This is a genomic window from Nocardioides sp. NPDC057767, from assembly GCF_042798275.1.
Taxonomy (GTDB): domain Bacteria; phylum Actinomycetota; class Actinomycetes; order Propionibacteriales; family Nocardioidaceae; genus Nocardioides.
Genome location: NZ_JBHVKJ010000006.1, coordinates 70,432 through 89,361 on the forward strand (window position 1 = coordinate 70,432; position 18,930 = coordinate 89,361).

At 68.3% G+C, this 18,930-nt stretch carries 17 protein-coding genes; 5 read left to right on the plus strand and 12 right to left on the minus strand.

The window, feature by feature from the left end:
* Window position 1 precedes the first annotated feature (1 nt).
* On the minus strand, window positions 2–829 hold the full coding sequence (locus tag ACFVDI_RS05290; protein ID WP_350716130.1) for an ABC transporter ATP-binding protein: 828 nt from the start codon (window positions 827–829) through the stop codon (window positions 2–4).
* Between the two features lie 225 nt (window positions 830–1,054).
* On the opposite strand from ACFVDI_RS05290, the gene ACFVDI_RS05295 reads away from it, so the two are divergent.
* Window positions 1,055–1,657 carry a TetR/AcrR family transcriptional regulator gene (locus tag ACFVDI_RS05295; RefSeq protein WP_179658594.1) on the plus strand — a complete coding sequence of 201 codons (603 nt, stop codon included), beginning with the start codon at window positions 1,055–1,057 and terminating at the stop codon, window positions 1,655–1,657.
* Between the two features lie 667 nt (window positions 1,658–2,324).
* Here the strand turns inward: ACFVDI_RS05295 and ACFVDI_RS05300 are convergent.
* The 3 genes from ACFVDI_RS05300 to ACFVDI_RS05310 all read right to left on the minus strand — a co-directional run bounded on the left by ACFVDI_RS05300 (window position 2,325) and on the right by ACFVDI_RS05310 (window position 7,033).
* Window positions 2,325–3,185 carry an alpha/beta fold hydrolase gene (locus ACFVDI_RS05300; protein ID WP_179658595.1) on the minus strand — a complete coding sequence of 287 codons (861 nt, stop codon included), beginning with the start codon at window positions 3,183–3,185 and terminating at the stop codon, window positions 2,325–2,327.
* Between the two features lie 160 nt (window positions 3,186–3,345).
* Window positions 3,346–6,489, minus strand: a complete 3,144-nt coding sequence (gene icmF / locus ACFVDI_RS05305) for a fused isobutyryl-CoA mutase/GTPase IcmF (RefSeq protein WP_378901330.1) — start codon at window positions 6,487–6,489, stop codon at window positions 3,346–3,348.
* Between the two features lie 55 nt (window positions 6,490–6,544).
* Window positions 6,545–7,033: a MarR family winged helix-turn-helix transcriptional regulator gene (locus tag ACFVDI_RS05310; RefSeq protein WP_378901333.1), complete on the minus strand. Its 489-nt coding sequence runs from the start codon at window positions 7,031–7,033 to the stop codon at window positions 6,545–6,547.
* 282 nt (window positions 7,034–7,315) lie between these two features.
* Here ACFVDI_RS05310 and ACFVDI_RS05315 point away from each other — a divergent pair, with 282 nt between their 5' ends.
* A complete protein-coding gene (locus ACFVDI_RS05315; RefSeq protein WP_008357878.1) occupies window positions 7,316–7,633 on the plus strand; it encodes a multidrug efflux SMR transporter in 318 nt (105 codons plus the stop codon).
* 219 nt (window positions 7,634–7,852) lie between these two features.
* Here the strand turns inward: ACFVDI_RS05315 and ACFVDI_RS05320 are convergent, their stop codons facing one another.
* From ACFVDI_RS05320 to ACFVDI_RS05335, 4 genes are all read right to left on the minus strand, one after another.
* Complete coding sequence (locus ACFVDI_RS05320) at window positions 7,853–8,332, minus strand: PGPGW domain-containing protein (RefSeq protein ID WP_378901337.1); 480 nt, start codon at window positions 8,330–8,332, stop codon at window positions 7,853–7,855.
* A gap of 29 nt (window positions 8,333–8,361) precedes the next feature.
* Window positions 8,362–9,594 carry a lytic murein transglycosylase gene (locus ACFVDI_RS05325; RefSeq protein ID WP_378901340.1) on the minus strand — a complete coding sequence of 411 codons (1,233 nt, stop codon included), beginning with the start codon at window positions 9,592–9,594 and terminating at the stop codon, window positions 8,362–8,364.
* A 108-nt stretch (window positions 9,595–9,702) separates the two neighbouring features.
* Window positions 9,703–10,851, minus strand: coding sequence for a response regulator transcription factor (locus ACFVDI_RS05330; RefSeq protein ID WP_378901342.1), 1,149 nt, complete (start codon window positions 10,849–10,851; stop codon window positions 9,703–9,705).
* 76 nt (window positions 10,852–10,927) lie between these two features.
* Entirely contained in the window at window positions 10,928–12,055 is a 1,128-nt protein-coding gene (locus tag ACFVDI_RS05335; protein WP_378901344.1) for a LuxR C-terminal-related transcriptional regulator, read from the minus strand.
* Window positions 12,056–12,473: 418 nt separating this feature from the next.
* Here ACFVDI_RS05335 and ACFVDI_RS05340 point away from each other — a divergent pair, with 418 nt between their 5' ends.
* Genes ACFVDI_RS05340 through ACFVDI_RS05350 form a run of 3 tightly spaced genes read left to right on the plus strand, consistent with a single transcriptional unit; the run spans window position 12,474 to window position 14,623 of the window.
* Complete coding sequence (locus ACFVDI_RS05340; RefSeq protein ID WP_378901347.1) at window positions 12,474–12,884, plus strand: hypothetical protein; 411 nt, start codon at window positions 12,474–12,476, stop codon at window positions 12,882–12,884.
* Window positions 12,881–13,396, plus strand: coding sequence for a hypothetical protein (locus ACFVDI_RS05345; RefSeq protein WP_378901350.1), 516 nt, complete (start codon window positions 12,881–12,883; stop codon window positions 13,394–13,396). The genes ACFVDI_RS05340 and ACFVDI_RS05345 overlap by 4 nt, the downstream gene beginning before the upstream one ends.
* Window positions 13,397–13,426: 30 nt before the next feature.
* Window positions 13,427–14,623 carry a TetR/AcrR family transcriptional regulator gene (locus ACFVDI_RS05350; RefSeq protein ID WP_378901353.1) on the plus strand — a complete coding sequence of 399 codons (1,197 nt, stop codon included), beginning with the start codon at window positions 13,427–13,429 and terminating at the stop codon, window positions 14,621–14,623.
* Window positions 14,624–14,630: 7 nt separating this feature from the next.
* On the opposite strand, the gene ACFVDI_RS05355 is transcribed toward ACFVDI_RS05350, so the two are convergent.
* From ACFVDI_RS05355 to ACFVDI_RS05370, 4 genes are read right to left on the minus strand one after another with little or no spacing between them, the layout of a single operon-like run.
* Window positions 14,631–15,398 (minus strand): enoyl-CoA hydratase/isomerase family protein, encoded by a 768-nt coding sequence (locus tag ACFVDI_RS05355; RefSeq protein WP_378901356.1) that lies wholly within the window; start codon window positions 15,396–15,398, stop codon window positions 14,631–14,633.
* Window positions 15,398–15,610 (minus strand): hypothetical protein, encoded by a 213-nt coding sequence (locus tag ACFVDI_RS05360; RefSeq protein WP_378901359.1) that lies wholly within the window; start codon window positions 15,608–15,610, stop codon window positions 15,398–15,400. The genes ACFVDI_RS05355 and ACFVDI_RS05360 overlap by 1 nt, the downstream gene beginning before the upstream one ends.
* Complete coding sequence (locus ACFVDI_RS05365) at window positions 15,607–16,644, minus strand: peptidyl-prolyl cis-trans isomerase (RefSeq protein WP_378901362.1); 1,038 nt, start codon at window positions 16,642–16,644, stop codon at window positions 15,607–15,609. The genes ACFVDI_RS05360 and ACFVDI_RS05365 overlap by 4 nt, the downstream gene beginning before the upstream one ends.
* Complete coding sequence (locus ACFVDI_RS05370; protein WP_378901365.1) at window positions 16,641–18,929, minus strand: MMPL family transporter; 2,289 nt, start codon at window positions 18,927–18,929, stop codon at window positions 16,641–16,643. Before ACFVDI_RS05370 ends, ACFVDI_RS05365 begins: the two co-directional genes overlap by 4 nt.
* Window position 18,930: the final 1 nt, after the last annotated feature.

The window sequence follows — 18,930 nt, forward strand, 5'->3', positions numbered from 1 at the left end:
GTCAGGTTCCCCAGTTCTTGCGGCGTCGATAGGTCTTCACGTCGCGGTATGACCGCTCGGCGTGCTCGCCGCCGCCGAGATAGAAGTCCGCCACGTTGCGGTCGGACATGAGCGCGGCAGCAGAGCCCTCACTCACGATCCGGCCGTGCTCGAGGACGTAGGCGTGGTTGGCGATCGAGAGGGCCATGGTCGCGTTCTGCTCCACCAACAGAACGCTGGTCCCCTGCCCGTTGATGGAGACGATGGCGTCCCGGATCTGTTCGACCACGCGCGGCGCGAGACCCAGGGACGGCTCGTCGAGCAGGAGCAACGTGGGTTCGGACATCAGCGCTCGGCCGATGGCGAGCATCTGCTGCTCACCCCCGCTCAGATATCCCGCGATGTCGCGTCGGCGCTTGGCGAGAACCGGGAACATGTCGAGCAGCCGGTCGAAGGTCTCGCTCGCAGTGGTGCCCTTTGCTCCGATCGCCCCGGCCCGGAGGTTCTCCTCCACTGACAAGGACTGGAAGATGCGCCGTCCCTCCATCACTTGCGCCAGCCCCCGGGTGACACGGTGTGAAGGGCTCAGGCTCGTCACGTCTGCGCCTGCAAAGCCAACGCTCCCTTTGGTGATGTCGCCACGGTGGAAGTCCAGCAACCCGGAGATGGCCCGCAGGAGTGTCGTCTTGCCCGCGCCGTTGGCACCAAGGAGAGCCACCACGGAGCCGGTCGGAACCGAGACGGAGATACCGCGCAGCACCAGGACGGCGTCGTTGTAGACGACCTCGAGATTCGAGACCACCAGTTCCCCCGCCTCGGCGGCGATCGGCCTCTCGGACGGCGTAGCCATCGTGGTTCGGCGGGTCACGTCATCTCCCGATGAGCTGGCGGGCAACGAAGCCCTGACTGAGGCCCGAGCCCGGAGCATCAATGTAAACCGCCAATCACTAACTGACAAGACTCTCAAGGACAAATCGTGATTCCGGTCACTTTCGGATCTCTGCCTATCGCGACACCGACCACATCGCCGAGGGCACCCTCCCCACAACACCGCGCCGCGGTGCACACTGGCGCCATGACCAACGAGACCCGGCGGCAACGCGACCCCGACCGCAAGGCGCGCATCCTGGCCGCAGCCGCGGACCTGGCCGGACGCACGAGCTTCCATGACGTATCGATGGCCGACATCGGCGCGGAGGCCGGGATCGTGGGCTCGGGCATCTATAGGCACTTCGACAGCAAGACATCGATCCTCATCGCCTTGCTGGATCGCGTGATGAACCGAATCAGCTCCGGCGCCGAGGACATCGCCAAGGTCACCACCGACGACAGCGAGACACTGTCTGCGCTGGTCAGCGACCATATTCGGATCGCCATCGATGATCGCAACGTCTTGGCGGTCTACCACCGCGAGGTCGACAACCTCCCCGAGGAGGACCGTCGGAGACTGCGCCGGCTGCAACGGCTGTACATCGAGGAATGGGTCCACGTCCTCGCTCCGCTGCGATCCGATCTGACCGACCAGGAGGCGCGCCTCACGGTCCACGCCGCCATCGGCGCCATCCAGTCGATCTTGAACTTCAACCCCGAACTGCCGGATGACCGGCTCACCGAACTGCTCAGCCAGATGGCCCACGCCTGCCTCGGCGTGGATCCGGCCCGGACGCCTCGGGGCTGATCTGGCGAGCACCGGCCCCGGCGGAGTCACGTCCCGGCGCCTCTTCTGGTCACGGGCGGGCGTCCCAATCCAGTATGACCCTCGTCATCCCAAGTGATTGGCCTTTCACTCCAGAATCATGTAGGTCCTCCGGGCTCAGACGCCGGAGGAGCACACGCTCGACCACACCAACAGGACCGCAGCGGAAGGACATCGACGACGATCAAGGATGAAAGGCGCGAGAGCTTCGATGCCGCCGACCACCTCGATGACGTCGTGAGGTCGCCGGCCTCGTCGCCATCAATACCTTCGGCTGGACACTCCGCGGGATGGTCCGCCTAGCCTTGCTCGTCTTCGGATCACCCCTGATGCGTGAGACAACAACCCGCACCGGGCTCCTGGCCTGGGCCAGCGCCACACAAACCGCCTCGGGGCAGGCTGAGGCTCCAATCTCAGACCCCGGCCGCCGGGAAGAGCCCGTCCCACTCACCGAGTTCAGCGAAGGGGCGATGTGGCGGGGCACCCCAATGCCCCCGCTGACGCCGGAAGCGCGTCGCCGATTATGCGAGCGCGTGGACGCCGGACGTCCGATCTCGCATATCGCGGCGGAAGCCGGGATCTCTCGCCGCTGCCTGGTCACGTCGGTGAGCTCGCGGATCTCGATCGCACAGACCCTGAATGTGACGCCTCAGGAGTGGGCCTCGAGCCATTCGATCACGTCCGCGGTGATCGCGTCGCGATTGGTCTCGTTGAAGATCTCGTGGCGCGCCCCGGGGTAGAGCGTGACCGTCACGTCCGTCAGCCCGGCGTCGCGATAGCGCTGGCCCAGCAGCTCGACCAGGGCCCCACCTGCGGCAAGCGGGTCCGCGTCGCCGGAGACGATCGCGATCGGCAGATCGGAGCGGATGCCCTTCAGGGCCGCCGCGTCGCCCAGCCGCGCGGCACCGCCGAACAGCTGGGGCACGGCGGTGTCTGGGAGGTCGAACCCGGACAACGGGTCGGCGACGTACGCATCGACCTCGGCCTCGTCGCGCGAGAGCCACTCGTACCCGGTCCGGTGCTCGAACCCGGCGTTGAACGCCTCCAGTCCGATCGGGCCCTCGGCCTTCGAGAGCTCCGCGGCGAGCACGTCGAGTGCGGTCGAGCCGGACAGCACGACGCCATCGTAGAGCTCGGACCGGTCGAGGATCACCGTCTGTGCCGCGAAGGATCCCATCGAGTGCGCCACGAGGAACATCGGGACGCCGGGGAAGTCATCGCGCAGCGAGGCACCCACAGCAGCGACGTCGGCCACCAGTGCCTCGAAGTCGAAGTGCCCGAGCTGGTCGGCCGACGCGACGGACCCGCCGTGGCCACGGTGGTCGACGGCTCGGACGGCGTAGCCGGCCGCGACGAGGGCCCGGGCGAGACGGTCGTAGCGCTGCAGGTGCTCGGCGATGCCGTGGGCGACCTGCACGACGCCCCGCGGCGCGGGCAGTTCCTCCCCCCACGTCCGGACTGCGAGCGCCGTACCATCGGTCGGCGAGATGAATGTGGCGGTGCTGGACATGCGGCCTCCTGTGACTGGGTGCCCATGGTGCCACTTGCACGTCGGCCGGTCGCGTCATCGCGTGGCCCGGCGAATGGAGAAGTCACCATTCCTGGCGCTGCGCCCGAGGAAGGGCCACACGATGAGGAGCCGACCCGTGCCCGCCGACGGGACCGATCGCTCAGACGTTGCGGCGATACTGCCCGCCGGCCTCGAAGAACGCCTCGGTGACCTGGCCCAGGGTGCAGACCCGAGCGGCGTCCATGAGCACTGCGAAGACGTTCTCACCGCTCGCTGCCGCCTCCTTGAGCCGGGCCAGGGCCTCGGCAGCCTCGCTCCGGTGGGCGTCCTGGAAGTCGCGCACCCGGCGCAGCTGGGACTCCTTCTCCGAATCCGTGGCACGGGCCAGCTCGACGGTTACGTGGTCGGCCCCGTCCTCGGGGCGCCGGAAGGTGTTGACGCCGACGATCGGCAGCGTGCCGTCGTGCTTGCGGTGCTCGTAGAGCATCGACTCGTCCTGGATCTTGCCGCGCTGGTAGCCGGTCTCCATCGCGCCGAGCACGCCGCCGCGCTCGGAGATCCGCTCGAACTCGCGCAGCACCGCCTCCTCGACCAGGTCGGTCAGGTCGTCGATGATGAAGGAGCCCTGCAGCGGGTTCTCGTTCATCGCCAGGCCCCACTCGCGGTTGATGATCAGCTGGATCGCCAGCGCCCGACGCACCGAATCGGCGGACGGGGTCGTCACGGCTTCGTCGAAGGCGTTGGTGTGCAGCGAGTTGGCGTTGTCGTAGATCGCGATCAGCGCCTGCAGCGTGGTGCGGATGTCGTTGAAGTCCATCTCCTGCGCGTGCAGGGACCGACCGCTCGTCTGAACGTGGTACTTCAGCTTCTGCGAACGCTCCGAGGCGCCGTAGCGGTCCCGCATCGCGACCGCCCAGATCCTGCGGGCGACGCGGCCGATGACGGAGTACTCCGGGTCCATCCCGTTGGAGAAGAAGAAGGACAGGTTGGGCGCGAAGTCGTCGATGTCCATGCCACGGGCCAGGTAGGACTCCACGTAGGTGAAGCCGTTGGCCAGCGTGAAGGCGAGCTGGGAGATGGGGTTCGCCCCGGCCTCGGCGATGTGATAGCCCGAGATCGAGACCGAGTAGAAGTTGCGCACCCCCTGCTCGATGAACCACTCCTGGATGTCGGCCATGCAGCGCAAGCTGAACTCCGTGGAGAACAGGCAGGTGTTCTGCCCCTGGTCCTCCTTGAGGATGTCGGCCTGCACGGTCCCGCGGACCGTCTGCAGCGCCTTCGCCGGGTCGATCCCGCGCTCGCGCGCCTGGTCGATCACGGTGTTGAGGAAGAACGCCAGCACGGTCGGGGCCGGGCCGTTGATGGTCATGCTGACACTCGTGGTGGGAGCGAGGAGATCGAAGCCGTCGTACAGCTCCTTCATGTCCTCCAAGGTGGCCACCGAGACCCCCGAGGTGCCGACCTTGCCGTAGATGTCGGGGCGCTCATCAGGGTCGCGGCCGTAGAGCGTGACCGAGTCGAACGCGGTCGAGAGCCGTGCAGCGGGCTGGCCCTCGGAGAGCATCTTGAAACGGCGGTTCGTACGGGCGGGGTCGCCCTCGCCGGCGAACATGCGTGCCGGGTCCTCGTTGGCCCGCTTGTAGGGAAAGACGCCCGCGGTGAACGGGAAGTGACCCGGCAGGTTCTCCCGGCGCCAGAACCGGACCATCTCGCCGTGGTCCTCGTACCGGGGCAGCGCCACCCGCGGCACCCGGTTGCCGCTGAGTGAGATCCGGCCCGGATCCTCGGCGTACTCCTTCACGATGCCCGGCCAGGCAGCGATCCGGCTGGCGATCTCGGCGGGTACGTCTCGGCTGGTCGTCTCGGCCGCATCGCCGATCTCGGGGAGGTCGGCGGCCACCAGTGCGTACGCCTGGGCCCGGCGAGCCTGGGCCACCAGCTGCTCGGTGGCGGCGTGATAGTCACGGACGGTCGTGGCGATCTCGGCCAGGTAGCGCGACCGGTCGCCGGGCACCATCTCGTGGGCTCCGCTGGAGTGTTTGACCGTGACCGGGGCGAGGGTGCCCTCGGCGATGGCGAGGCCCTTCTTGGCCAAGAGAACCCGTAGGTGCTGGTAGAGGGCCGTGACACCGTCGTCGTTGAACGTCGCCGCCGAGGTGCCGAAGACCGGCATGTCCTCCCAGCTCGACCCGAACGCCTCCCGGTTGCGGACCAGCTGACGGCCGACGTCACGCAGCGCGTCGTCAGCGCCGCGGCGCTCGAACTTGTTGATCGCGACCACTTCAGCGAAGTCGAGCATGTCGATCTTCTCGAGCTGGCTGGCGGCGCCGAACTCGGGCGTCATCACATACAGAGAGGTGCCGCGATCCTCCAAGAACGGGACGATTGCGGCGTCGCCCTGGCCGATGCCGGGGGTCTCCACGATCACCAGGTCGAAGCCGGCCGCCCGGACGATCGTCAGCACGTCGGCCAGGTGGTCGGGCACCTCGTGGGCACCGCGGGTCGCCAGCGAACGGTAGTAGACCGGCCCCTCGACGCCGTCCGAGGCCAGCGAGTTCATCCGGATCCGGTCACCGAGGAGCGCGCCCCCGCCGCGACGCCGCGTCGGGTCGATCGCGACCACCGCGACGCGCAGCTTGTCCTCCTGGTCGACCCGAAGCCTCCGCACCAGCTCATCGGTCAGCGACGACTTGCCGGAGCCTCCGGTGCCGGTGATGCCGAGCACCGGCACGACGCGGGCGGCCGCGGCAGCCTCGAGCCTGTCGAGTACGTCGGCGGGCAGCCGACCCTGCTCAGCACCGGTGATCGCCCGGGCAACCGAGGAACGGTCGCCGGCGATCACCTCCTCGGCGCTCACCGGCCGCTGCGCCCACAGGTCGACGTCGAGGTCGGCAACGACCGAGTTGATCATGCCGGCCAGCCCCATCCGCTGACCGTCCTCCGGGGAGAAGATGGTGACCCCGGAGGCACGTAACCGGGCGATCTCCTCCGGCACGATCACCCCGCCGCCACCGCCCACCACCTTGATGTGTCCGGCACCGCGCTCGCGCAGCGACTCCACCAGGTACTCGAAGTACTCGACGTGGCCGCCCTGGTAGGAGGAGACCGCGATCCCTTGTGCGTCCTCCTCGATCGCCGCGTCGACGACCTCCTTCACCGAGCGGTTGTGGCCCAGATGGATCACCTCGCAGCCCTGCGACTGGAAGATTCGGCGCATGATGTTGATCGCCGCGTCGTGGCCGTCGAACAGCGCGGCCGCGGTGACGATCCGGACAGGGTTACGGGCGGTGTGAAGTTCGGTCACACCAAGATACTATGACGTCCAATCATTTTTGGGTAGCGGTTCGCCCACCAGTTGGTCAGCGGACCGGGTCCCCGGCATCCGCGCGCAGCGACGCCAGCTGTCGGGTCAGCGTCTCGACGCCGTCGGGGTCGAGGCCGGGCGCCGCGAAGACCTCAGCATTCAGCTCGGCCGTGGCATCCTCGACCACGCGCACGGCGGCCGCGGTGAGGGTCGCGAGCACGACGCGGCCATCCTCGGCACTACGGACTCGCGCGACGTACCCCTGTCTCTCCAGTCTGGCAACGGCGCTGGTCACACTGGTCGGATGCACCTGGAGGAGCGAGCCCAACCGGGTCATCGGCATCCGCCCGGCGCGTGAGAATGCCAGAACCCGGAGGATCTCGTAGCGGGCGAAGGTCAGGTCGTACGTCCTCAACACGGCGTCGATGCGCTCGATCATCAGCTGGTGAACGCGCACCAGAGAGGTCACCATCGCCATCCCGTCCGCAGCCTCGGCCCAGCCGTGCGCCACCCACTGACGGTGCGCTTCCTCGATCGGATCCATCTGCTCAATCTAGCGGCCCGTGAAGCCGAACCCGAAAGAGCCCGCCCCGATTTACCTGGATGTCCTTGTATCTGCCCGTAGGCACGGCCCTACCCGGAGGGAGGAGGACCTCACCCCCGCGAGGTGACGCTGGCTGACGACTTCGGTTCTACCGTCCATTGACAGACTCACGAGATGGAGTGAACGGATGAGCCGGACACGACGCACAGCACCTCGACGCGACACTCTCGCGTCCAAGCACGCGCGCCTGCGCAGGCACGAGCGACGCAAGGCACTGCGCTGATGTGGGGGTGGCTGGCACTGGCCATCGGCAGCGAGGTCACCGCGACCATGAGCCTGCGGAGCTCCCAGGGCTTCACCCATCTCGTTCCGTCGGTTGTCGTCGTCATCGGATACAGCTTCTCGTTCTATGCACTCTCTCAGGCGCTCGTGCGAGGGATGCCTGTCGCCACGGCGTACACGATCTGGTGCGGCATCGGGATCTCCCTCATCACTCTCCTGAGCGCAGTCCTGTTCGACGAGCGGCCGAGCCCTGTCCAACTGGCGGGGATCATCCTGGTCGCGATCGGCGTGGTCACACTTCAGGCCGGATCCGCCTGATCCGCGTAGCTGACTCGGCCGGCGCGTCCAAGTTCTCAAACAAGCTCGAGGTGTACTTCCCCGTCAGGTTGTGAACAGCGTGGCGTGAGTGGATAGACGAAGACCTCCGGTACGGAGTGGGTCACCACACCAACCCGCTGTTGACCCCGCTCGACCGAGCCGCCGGCCTCCAGGTCCGCAAGGCGCTGCCCGCGTTCACCACGTCACGGGGAAGTACGTCTAGGCTGCCGCCTCCTCGACAGCAGTCTCTTGCCGCGTAGGGAGCCTGGGCGCGTCCAGCTGACCACGGAAGCGGCAGCAGGAGTATGCGATCGTGCCCAGTCCGATCATGCCCGCGACGATCTGCGTGACGGCCACAGCAACGCCGCCGGGCAGCCACCAGATCTCGGGGACCGGCCACCAGGACGGCGCCGGTGGACTCCAGGCCCAGAGAATCCCACATCCGATGATGCCGAGGGCCAGAGTCGCCGCTAGGACGATGCGCGGCCACGTCGCGACGCTGTGGGCGGCGCCCTGGAGAGCGCGTCGTCGCACCGGGGCGAGCCAGCGCTCGGCCCAGGCGTGGTGTCGAGCCAGCAGCGTCAGGCCGGCGCACGTCATCAGCAGCCCGGGACCTGGGAGGACAAGGGCCGCGACGCCGGCTGCGACGAGCAGCCATGCCGCCGTCTCGCGCAGCACCCGGCCGGTGCCGGAGCCCATGGCCGGTCCCAGGTCGCCGCGTGGCCGCCTCACTGCACCAGGTCGTCGATGCACTGGTTCCAGGCCAGCAGGTCGAGCCGGCTCACACCCTCGGTCGTACACCGGGTGATGGCCTGGGTCAGGGTCAATACCTGATCGACCGGTTCGTCGACAGGGCTCGGGAGCGGCTCGGCGACCTTCTCGAGAGTCCCCTCGACCTCTTCCTGCACCTGCTTGGGCGGCGATTCCGGAGTCTCCTGCGGAGCGGACGGCTCCGGCTTGGCCTCAGGCTGGCCTTCCGTGCCCGTCTGCTCACCAGCATCCGCCGGAGCAGAGCTCGGGTGATCGGTGGAACCGGCGCCGTGGCGGGCCGGCCGCCTTGGGCTCGGCGCCTTCTGCCCATCAACAGACCCACCCCGACCCGACTGGTACGAGCCGTCCATGGCGGCCACAGCAGGCGCGATGTCGGCGGGAACAGCGGTATAGCCGCCCTTGACGTACGCCCCCCGGGTGCGCAGCACCATGTCGGCGTACGACTGCGAGTGGTTGTATCGAAGAACCGCTGCACGGCGACCGGCCTCGTCGCCAAGGTCATGGTGGCCCGAGCACAGGTACACCGCTGCCGCCAACGCAGCGTCATCGATGTCCTGGGGGTCCCGCCGCCCGTCCCCGTCGGCATCCACGCCGACGGTCGACCACGTGGTGGGGATGAACTGCATCGGGCCGACAGCACGATCCCAGACCTCGTCACGGTCGTACTGCCCGGCATCGGTGTCCCCGATCGCCCGGGTCTTGTTCGTCCCGTCCAAAGGGATGCCGTAGATGCCCGGACGCGAGACACCGTCGGTGCCCAGCGTGTTGCCGTTGTAGCGGCCGTGGTCCGACTCCACGCGGCCCACCGCCGCGAGCAACTGCCAGTCGAGGTTGCACGTCGCATCGGCGGCATTGATGACCGTCTCGGCGCGCTGATAGGCAGCGAGCGCTGCGCTCGGGATGCCCTTGGCCGAAGAAGCCGTCACGACCTGCGCAGCACGCCTCTGCGGGACACCGACCCCGACGACAGCGGGTCGCGAGTAGCTCGCCGGGTCCTCCAGCGCCGCTGTCGGCACCGAGACACCCTCGGGATGCGCGGTCCGCGGCTCGTTCCCGCTGACGAACGCGTACGGGTTGGCAACATGGGCGGTCCATGCGACCGACAGGACGACCAGAGGGACCAGCGCGGCCACATGCCTCGGCACCTTCGTGGTCGACGCGTGGCTGGAACGGCGATCTGTGGTGGACATGGCGCCTCCGTAGGGGAATCTGCAGTCAGGTTCCGACCGTACGAAGGATGTGGCACCCGTCACATCACTCTGCGGGGGGTTACTCCACCCCCCGCAGGGGCAATCCACTCAGGCGGGAGCGGTGCCCGCAGCGCGGGCGATCGCCTGTGCCCGGTTGGCCACGCCGAGCTTGCGGAGGATCTGTTTGACGTGCGACTTGACGGTGTCCTCCGCAATGACCAGGCGCTCGGCGATCACTCGGTTGGGCGCTCCCGCGACCATGAGCTGCAGGACTTCGGACTCACGAGCAGTCAGCTCCGACAGGAGCTCCAAGTGGTTGCCCGCGCCGAGCGAGCCGGTGCGCGGGACGACGCCCAAGGACTCCGGCAGGGTGCGCAGCGCGGCATCCAGGATCGTGCCGACCTGTGCGCGCTGCGCATGGAACCGCTCCATGAGTACGAGCCGCTCATGGAGGCGGCCGAAGCCGTCGGCGAACGCCCAGACCAGGTCGCGGTCCACTTCGTCCGACGCCCGCGCGGTCGGGAAGTGGTCGCAGTGGATAAAGGCCACGACGGTTCCGCGCGAGCAGACGGGAGCCACGACGTAGGACCGGGACTGGCCCGCCTCCACGATGATGTCCTCGTGGACCTGGGTGCTGGCCGTATCCACGACGAGGGCTGGTCGCCGTTCGGTGAGCAGCCGGGCCTCAGGGGTGTGACCGTGAAGCGGGATCGTTTGGCCCACCCACTCCTCGAACCACGCCGCGTCGGCCTCGGCGAAGAACGCCTTGCGCGGCTTCCACGCGTTGTTCTCCACGCTGGAGATGGTGGCCCGACCGAACCCGCAGCGCGTAGCCAGCTCCTCGCACACCACGGCCACGAGGTCTTGTGCTGTGGGAAGGCCCCTCAGGCGGGCAAGGCCCTCGGCACAGTCCGCCAGGCGCCGGTTGCACTGGACCAGGTTCTCCTCGTGCAGATCAAGTGCCAGGACCTGCAGCTCCAGGGCGAGCCCGAACAGATCGCGGGCTCGGTTCTCGTCCCCCGACTCCTCCACCTGGGCCTCCTCCACGCACAGCCGTGCGAGCACAGTGAGCCGGTCCGGTGAGTAGTCGACACCAGGATCACCGACCACGAGGACGTCGGGCTCGACTCGGAGGGCCTCCGCCACCAGCTTCCGCAGATCGTTGGCACGAGCTCGGTGATAGCCGCTCAGCCGTGGGCGCCCGCTCCGTCCGCTGGAGGCGAAGACGGCGCTCTTCGCGGGGGCGATGACACTCATGCCACCGCCTCCGTACGAAAGGGCGAAGAATACGGACCCGGCGGCCTGAGGCCCGCGGTCGCTCGCTTGCGCTCGCTCATGACGCAACTCCGTTGAGGCCGCCACCGCGGACATACTTCGCGATCGCCTCCGCGCGGTTGCTGACCCGCAGCTTGCGCAGAATGTGTTTGACGTGCGACTTCACGGTCGTCTCCGACACCGTCAGCCGATCGGCGATCTCAGGGTTCGTTGCTCCGGAGACCAGCAACGCGAACACGTCCTGCTCGCGAGCGGTGAGCCCGCTCATCGCCCCGCGGGCAGCCGGCTGGCGCGGTGGCGGCAAGGTCGCGGTCGCCTCACTCGCAAGGATGAGCGGAGCGTCGCACAGATCTCCCACCGCCTGGCCGGCCCGGGCAAGTGCGGCCGAGATCTGCCGGCGCTGCTCGTCGAGCGCCCCGAGCAGCGCAAGACAGTCCAGGATCAACCCGACACCATCACCGAACGCACGCATGGTCACCCGGTCCGCCTCCACAAGGGGGGTGCCAGTGGCCCCGGTATCCGCGTGAAGCAAGCCGACCACCGCTCCCCCAGAGACGACCGGCGCGATCACGTATGAGTCACAGTGGGCGACCGTGATGAGTGGCGGGAACGTCCTCGTCTCGCTGGCGGCATCCGTCACGAGGGCCGTGACACGGCGGCGAACGATCTCAGCCTCGATCGACCCGCTGGCAAGTGGGAAGGTCGCACCACGGACCAGCTTGCCGAACGCCACGTCCACGGCAGACTCGGGATGGGCCGTGAACCACGCCTGCGGCGACCACGAGGAACTCTCCACACGCGAGAAAAGCACGCGGTCGAAGTCACCGGCCCAGCAGAGCTCGGAGGGGACGGCGCGCAGGACGTCGTCCAGCTCGGTAACCGCCTGGAGGCGTTCCAGAGCAAGGCTCACCCGCCTGGCGGCCAAGAGCGGCGCCGGCCGAATGCGCTCACCGACGACGGCAGACGCGGCCTCGGTGGCCGCGAAGAGACTGGACTGTCGCTGGAGCACAGAACCATCGAGCCCCAGCAGACCAGGGCCCGACAGCGCCTCCAAGCCCGGAGTCGAGGCAGAAAGCGCGGCAGCAGCAGTCAGCGACCTGAGCCGCTCGGCGATCTCGCGCCGTTGCTCTTCCAGCTCGTCCCCCAAATGGTCGGAACTCGCGCCAGGGCAGCGCACAGAAGTCATCTTTGAATCTCCATCCCAACGTCGATGGAACTTGCGCTCTATTTACTTCGCAGCCCATAGTGATGTCCGCCACATTGTTTCGTCAAGCCTTCGAATGCTTCAACTGGAGGAAACTCTCGATTCCAGCCATGTCATCGGCGCTCCGCAAGGGTCACGCCGTGGCTACGGAACGTGATTGGTGGTTTACTTAACGGATTGACACGCTGGACGCACGCACGCGCGGACGACTTGAGGAGGACTGGTGACGGGCATGAGAGAGACACCGCCAGCGGAGCAGGTCGACCCAGCCGAGGATCCGCCGCGGCTCGACTTCGACCCGCGCACGCTCGGCCTCGCCCGAAGGACCGTCACGGCAGCGGTCGTCGCGACCGCAGTCGTGCTCGGGCTGCTCGCATGGTCCCCATGGAGCAGCAGCGGCATGACCGAGGCCGACAGCGACACCGTTCGCGCCCGCGATCTCGCGATCGAGGCCGCCGCCGAGGCAGCCATCGCCCTCAACACGGTTGATCCCCAGAAGAGCAAGCAGACCGTAGGCGACTGGCTTGAGGTGTCGAGCGGCGCGCTTCATCGTGACTTGGCGCGGCATCCCGCGCAGATCGCGGCAGACATTCGTCGCAAGGGCACCGCGACGGATGCGACGGTCCTCGAGACAGCCGTCTCGGCTCTCGACCCGAGCGCAGGTCGGGCGACCGTGTTGAGCGTCATCGAGGTCCGCACCACGCCGCGCCGCGGAAAGCCCGCCATCGCCGTCCGACGCCTCCGCATGCTGATGCAGCACATCGACTCGGCATGGCGTATCACCTATCTCGAGACGGTGAGGAGCACATGAGGATCACCGTCCCTCGGCCACGACGCGCCCGCGCCGTCCTGATGCTGACGACGGTCGGCGTCATCGGCGTCGCCGTCGCTTTGGCCACCGAGTCCGGCGGCTCCACCTCAGCATCAGATCACAACGTCGCGTTTGTCTCCGGCGCCGCCACCGACGAGGTCGTCGAGATGGGGAGAACGACGGCAGCCGAGGTCTTCACCATCCAGCCTGGAGACGTCGCGGCCACCCGGCGACGAGCACAGGAGGCCCTCGTGGGCGACGCGGCCGGTCAGTACGACCGGCTGTACGGATCACACCTCCGTGCCGCACGGGCCCGGCGCATCTCCCTCACCACCACCGTCCGCGATGTCGGAGTCGTGTGGCTGAGAGACGATCGGGCCAAGCTCCTGGTCTTCGCGGACCAAGCAGCCTCGACCCCCTCCGGCCAGTCGGCCACCGGTCCGGCCCAGTTCGCCCTTGACCTGCAGCACATCGACGGGACTTGGAAGATATCGTCGATCCGTCTCCTCTGAGACGCCCCATCGACACTCAGGGAGAAGGCAATGACGGAGCAGTTGCGACGTGCACCGCTGAAGAGCACTCCTCGGCCGCGGGACCGCAAGCAACGGATCGTCGAGGTGGCAGGCCATCTCTTCTACCGACATGGGTTTCACAACGTGAGCACCAGCCAGATCGCGGCGGAGGTCGGCATCACCGCAGGCGCCATCTACCGACACTTCAAGGGCAAGCAGGACCTGCTGAGCCACGCGCTGACCGACGGCTTCGACCAGGCGACGCGATTCGTCCTCGAGGGCTCGCCCGAGGACCTGGGTGAGGTCATCACGGGCATTGCGACCACAGCTGGAGAGCGGCGCTACATGGGTGTCCTGTGGAACCGCGAGGCGCGCTTCCTCGATGACGAGGCCCGTACTGCCATGCGGGCCAGGTTCTTCACCTTCATCGACGAGTTCTCACGACAGCTCAGGTCTGCCCGGCCCGACCTATCCGCCGGTCAGGCTGACCTGCTCACCTGGGCGGCCCTGGCCGTGCTGACCAGTCCGTCCTATCACAGCACGGAGCTGGAGCCGGACGACATCATCGACATGCTCGAGCGCATGGCGCTCGCCGTATGCACCACGAGCCTCACCGGGAGCGAGGATGGCGCGGAGCCGCCGCCCGTCCCGACAGTCGTCGGGCTGCGCCCGCATGGCCGGCGAGAGGCCATCCTGGCGGCGGCGACCCCGCTCATCCACCAGTTCGGCTACCAGGCCGTCTCCATGGAGGACGTCGGAGAGAGCGTGGGCATCAGCGGTGCGGCGGTCTACAAGTACTTCGCCAAGAAGTCAGACCTGCTCTCCGCGGTGATCGCACGTGCGTCCGAACCGCTCCAGCTCGGCGCTTCACGGGCGCTCGGGCGGGCCCGTGACAGCGCGGAGGGCATCACGAACCTGCTCGACGCCTACATCGAGTTCGCTCTCGTCCACCACGACCTCGTCGGCATCCTGGTCGCAGAGGTCACCAACCTGCCCGAGGAACACCGCCGTCAGGTGCGCCGCTCGCAGCACGACTACGTGGCGGAGTGGATCCGACTGGTCCGCGAGACCCGGCCCCAAATCGAGGAGCGACGCGCCCGCTTCCTTGTGCACGCGGTCCTCACGGTGGTCAACGACGTCACTCGTACGGATCACCTGCGCAGGCGCCCCTCGGTCGAGCAGGACCTGCAAATCATGTGCCGGCGGATCCTCGACGTCACGCTGTGACTCATCCTCAGCGCTCCCGAAAGGCCTCGAACGCCGACCGTGCCTTGTCGGAGCCGAGCACCAACGTCTGACTCAAGGCCTCGAGCTCCAGCGCGGACGGGAACGACCCGCTGGCGCTCTGGTGAAGGAGCTTCTTCGTCAGGGAAACCGCCAACCGCGACTCGGCGGAGACCCGGTGCGCCAGCCCTTGGGCGTGACTTCGCGCCTGGTCGGGTGTGTCGACGACGACGTTGACGAACCCCAGGTCGTACGCCGCGACCGCGTCGATCTCGTCCGCCAGCAGCATCAGCTCCTTGGCGCGCTGCATCCCGACGATGCGAGGAAGTATGAACGCCCCACCGAAGTCCGGCACCAGCCCTCGCCGCAGGAACACCTGGCAGAACCGGGCGCTCCTGGAACAGACGACGAGGTCACACGCGATAGCGAGGTTGAAGGCACCACCGTAGGCAACTCCAGACACCGCAGCGATGATCGGCAGCGGGCTCTCCCACACGGCCCTGGCCGCGCGCTGGTACGCCCGCATGAACCGCAGGATCGCGTCGTCGTCCGACGGCCCGTGGGCGCTCAGCACCCCTTCCGCGTCGCCTCCCGCGGAGAAGTGCTCCCCCGCCCCGGTCAGGACGACGGCATGGATGTTCTCGTCGCGCTCCGCCATCTGGATCTGGTCGTGCAGTGCGTTAGCCGTCGACTCTGCCAGCGAGTTGAGGGACATCGGCCCGTTCATCACGAGGGTCCGCACGCAGCCGTCGTCCACCACGTCGACGGTCGTCGCCATCAGCGTGCCGCCAGAGGGACGGCAGCGAGGACCGCGAACACCCCAGCCATCACCAGCATCGACCTCGCACCCCGGCGGATCCGGCGCTCATCGCGCGCACGGCGCTCCTCTGAGAGTCCTGGGGGGACCAGGCGGGCCGGGTTGTTGGATCCCCACAGCCCGAGCGCGAGTGAGATCAGGGCGATGGCTCCACTCACGAGCGTCGTGCTCATGGCTGCTCCGTGGCCACTGCCGGTGGCTCGTTCGGGTCCTCGGGGCGGTAGGAGTCGGCGTACTCGACGTCGGCCTTCTTGATGCGGCCCTCGAGCCAGTCGCGCCAGGTCTCGAGGGCGCGCTCGGACCGCACGACATCGAGAGCTTGGTCCTCGACCTGGTCGAACGTCGGCTCCTTGCCGGGCACGATGCGGACGACCTGGCCGACATTCCACCCGAACTGCGTACGTACCGGACCGAAGACCGCTCCGCTCCGGGCTCCGAAGGCCGCCTTCGCGTAGTCTCCGGCCAGCGAGCTCGCGGGGACCACGCCCAGGGCTCCACCCTGGTCCCTGGTGGCGTCGTCCAGGCTGTTGGCACGGGCCAAGGCCGCGAAGTCCTCGCCCTTCCGAGCCCGCTGCACCACCGCCTGCGCGTCCTTGTCGGTCCGGACCACGATGTTGCGCAACTCCCTGCCTTCGGGGGTCACGAACCGGTCCGGGTGTGCCTCGTAGTAGTCGCGGGCGTCGGCGGCCGTCACGTCCGCGGCCGCATCCTTGGTGATCTTCTCGAACAGCAGCGCGACGGCCTGCTGGCGCTTCACCTCGTCGAGCACCGCCGCCTCGGTCACCCCGAAGTCCGCGAGCAGCTCGGTGAACGCCTCACGCGGATCCGCGCCCAGCTGCGACGCCACCATCTGGTCGAGGGTGTCGCGGGCACGCTTGTCAGAGACCGCGACGCCCTTGTCACGTGCCGCGTCGTCGAGCACCATGCTGACCGCGACTGCCTTGGCGGTGTCGCGCCGGAAGGCAGCTCGGCCGTCCTTCTTACCGGGTTCCTTGATGCCGTAGAGCGCTCCGAGCACCTCCACACGCTCATCGAGGTCATCCTTGGTGACGACGGTGCCGTCGTACTCGAAGGCCGCGTCGTCCGGGAGGTCGCGGAGCTCGCGCACGCCGAGAACGGCTCCCGCGACCAGCACGGCCAGGACGAGTACGACTCCGACGGTCTTGGTGCCGAGTGGCCGCTGGGTGAGGAATGCGGGCAGTTTCATACGAGCACCTCTTCAGGGGATTTCGTGGGTTCGTTGGCGGGCGGGCTCTGCTCCGGCCCCGGGGCTGAGGGAAGCATTCGGACGACGTGGGCCGCGACGAAGGACAGGGCAACGGTCGCTGCGAGGAACAGACCGAAGTCACGGATGACCGCAAGTCCCGAGAACGCCAGCGCGAGGTATCCGCAGGCGGCCGCGACCGCTGCCACCATGACGGACCGCCCGAGCAGGACAGTGCGCGACGCCTTCGCGGCGCCGAGGAGAATGGTGAACTCGCACGCCGTGGCCGTGGCCAAGGACCCGAGCGCCACGGTGAGCGGAGTCAGTGGGACGCCCAGCAGCCATGCACCAGCAAAGCCCCAGCCCGTGGCGAGACCGGCGGCCACGACCGCGCGGAGAGCGTCGGAACGCCGCCGCAGCCCCACCAGGAGGACGAGCCCGGCAGCGGCGATCCCCGCCAGCGCGTCGAGGTAACGGTTCCCGGACACCAGCTCGTAGCTGCGGGACGTCACCACGGGCAGTCCCGCGAGGTCTGCCTCGACTCCCGAAGGAGGGTCGGGGATGGCCGAACGGAGGTCGGCGAGCAGCGTACGTTGGGCCTCGACGTCCTCCAGCTCGATCCCGAAGCTGAGCACCGCCTGCCGGCCGTCGCTGCGCATCACCGAACCACGCAGGTACGGCGGCAGCTGCTCGAGCCCCGCCCGGATCTGCGCGGGGGTCGGATCGTCACCCAGGAAGCTCAGCAGGCTCGGGAGGCTCACGATCGGGTGCAGCCTGTCACTGAACCGGCGTACGACCACCTCCTGCACCTCCCGCATCCATGCCAGCGACTCCGGGGACGTCACGTCACTGCCCCGGACCAGCACCTGCACCTCGCCGGCCGACCCCACGAGCTCCTCGGCATGGCGTACGTCCTCGAGTGCGGGAAGGCCCGCAGCCAACTGGTCGGGCTGCGACTCCACGTCGAGACCGGGCAGCGCGATCCAGCCTCCGAGGGCACACGCGATGGCTGCACCAACGATCCCGACCCTGGTCGCAAAGCCGTTGCGACCGGAGGGTTTCCTGACGGGTTCGCCAGCATCGCCCCCCGGCGACGGGGCGTCGTCCGGAGACAGAGGTTTGGCCCTGCGGGCCAGGATCAGGCCGACACCTGTGGCTGCCACGACCCCCGAGGCCAGCGCGAGGCCGAGGTCGCGGACGAAGGGCACAGAGGAGACGGCCAGGGCGCCGAACCCCGCGGCGGCCGCCAGAGCAGTGACCACCACCTGACGGCGGATGGCCCCTCGGACCAAGTATGCGGGGAAGTCGCTGCCTGTGCCCAGCACGATCGGCAGGAACGCCACGACACCGAGGGACAGTGGGTGGTCGAGCCAGCCGAAGGCAGCCAGGACGCCGGCAACCGCCGCTGTGGTAGCTACCAGGGGCAGAAGTCGCGCACGTCGAGGCGACAGCCACGGCAGGAGCAGGTAGCAGGCGAGGATCAGGACCAGGCCGATGCCTCCGAGCAGCGGTATCTCCCGCGTCAGCACGTCGCCGAGTCCTGCCGCGACAACCGGCATGCCGGTCACGGTCACCCGACTCGTCTCGAGCCCGGCCTTGTCGACCGACTCTTCGACCTCTTCGACGAGGCGCTCGGTCGCGGCCTGGTCCAGGCTTTCGCGGGGGCGGACGATGATCGCGACGGCGTCCGCGCTGGGCACGACGAACCGCCACTGCTGCCGTGAACGACCGTCCTCGTCGAACACGACTGCCTGGACGAACCGTGGGTTGCGAAGGGTCGGCAGCCCCGCCGGAAGGGCCTTGACCAGAAGGCTGCCGTAGCGAGCGTCGTACGCCTTGATGGCCTGCTCCCCGGCCTGCTTGACCTTCGCGGGCGACAGCCCAGCCTTCTCGGCGCGCTGCTCGGCACCCGCGCGCAGCGCGTTCCGCCGGCCGGCGATCGCGGCCATCATGTTCTGCGCTTGGCCCGCCACCTGGTTGAGCACCGTGCCGGGGCCGTAGACGACGGCCACGTCGGGAAGTTGCGCCAATCGGCCCTCGAGTCCGACGAGGCGCTCGATCTGGTCGCCCTGCAGCAACGACCGCGGTTCGTCGGTCTCGGCCAGGATGACGACGGGGTCGCCACCGAACGAGCGGGCAGCCTCCAGGGAAGCCTCCAGACCCGGGTCTTCCACAGGCAGCAGCGACTGCGTGGTCGTGTCGGTGCGGACCTGGGCGAGGCCCGCCACCACCACCGCTACCACGACGGCCATCAGGATGCCCCCGCCCAGGAGCCGCACCTTCCCCATG

What these genes read in the sequence shown, in the direction of transcription:
- ACFVDI_RS05290 (WP_350716130.1), bottom strand. Translation starts at nt 829, where the DNA reads ATGGCTACGCCGTCCGAGAGGCCGATCGCCGCCGAGGCGGGGGAACTG.
- ACFVDI_RS05295 (WP_179658594.1), top strand. Translation starts at nt 1,055, where the DNA reads ATGACCAACGAGACCCGGCGGCAACGCGACCCCGACCGCAAGGCGCGC.
- ACFVDI_RS05300 (WP_179658595.1), bottom strand. Translation starts at nt 3,185, where the DNA reads ATGTCCAGCACCGCCACATTCATCTCGCCGACCGATGGTACGGCGCTC.
- ACFVDI_RS05310 (WP_378901333.1), bottom strand. Translation starts at nt 7,033, where the DNA reads ATGGATCCGATCGAGGAAGCGCACCGTCAGTGGGTGGCGCACGGCTGG.
- ACFVDI_RS05315 (WP_008357878.1), top strand. Translation starts at nt 7,316, where the DNA reads ATGTGGGGGTGGCTGGCACTGGCCATCGGCAGCGAGGTCACCGCGACC.
- ACFVDI_RS05320 (WP_378901337.1), bottom strand. Translation starts at nt 8,332, where the DNA reads ATGGGCTCCGGCACCGGCCGGGTGCTGCGCGAGACGGCGGCATGGCTG.
- ACFVDI_RS05325 (WP_378901340.1), bottom strand. Translation starts at nt 9,594, where the DNA reads ATGTCCACCACAGATCGCCGTTCCAGCCACGCGTCGACCACGAAGGTG.
- ACFVDI_RS05330 (WP_378901342.1), bottom strand. Translation starts at nt 10,851, where the DNA reads ATGAGTGTCATCGCCCCCGCGAAGAGCGCCGTCTTCGCCTCCAGCGGA.
- ACFVDI_RS05335 (WP_378901344.1), bottom strand. Translation starts at nt 12,055, where the DNA reads ATGACTTCTGTGCGCTGCCCTGGCGCGAGTTCCGACCATTTGGGGGAC.
- ACFVDI_RS05340 (WP_378901347.1), top strand. Translation starts at nt 12,474, where the DNA reads ATGACCGAGGCCGACAGCGACACCGTTCGCGCCCGCGATCTCGCGATC.
- ACFVDI_RS05345 (WP_378901350.1), top strand. Translation starts at nt 12,881, where the DNA reads ATGAGGATCACCGTCCCTCGGCCACGACGCGCCCGCGCCGTCCTGATG.
- ACFVDI_RS05350 (WP_378901353.1), top strand. Translation starts at nt 13,427, where the DNA reads ATGACGGAGCAGTTGCGACGTGCACCGCTGAAGAGCACTCCTCGGCCG.
- ACFVDI_RS05355 (WP_378901356.1), bottom strand. Translation starts at nt 15,398, where the DNA reads ATGGCGACGACCGTCGACGTGGTGGACGACGGCTGCGTGCGGACCCTC.
- ACFVDI_RS05360 (WP_378901359.1), bottom strand. Translation starts at nt 15,610, where the DNA reads ATGAGCACGACGCTCGTGAGTGGAGCCATCGCCCTGATCTCACTCGCG.
- ACFVDI_RS05365 (WP_378901362.1), bottom strand. Translation starts at nt 16,644, where the DNA reads ATGAAACTGCCCGCATTCCTCACCCAGCGGCCACTCGGCACCAAGACC.
- ACFVDI_RS05370 (WP_378901365.1), bottom strand. Translation starts at nt 18,929, where the DNA reads ATGGGGAAGGTGCGGCTCCTGGGCGGGGGCATCCTGATGGCCGTCGTG.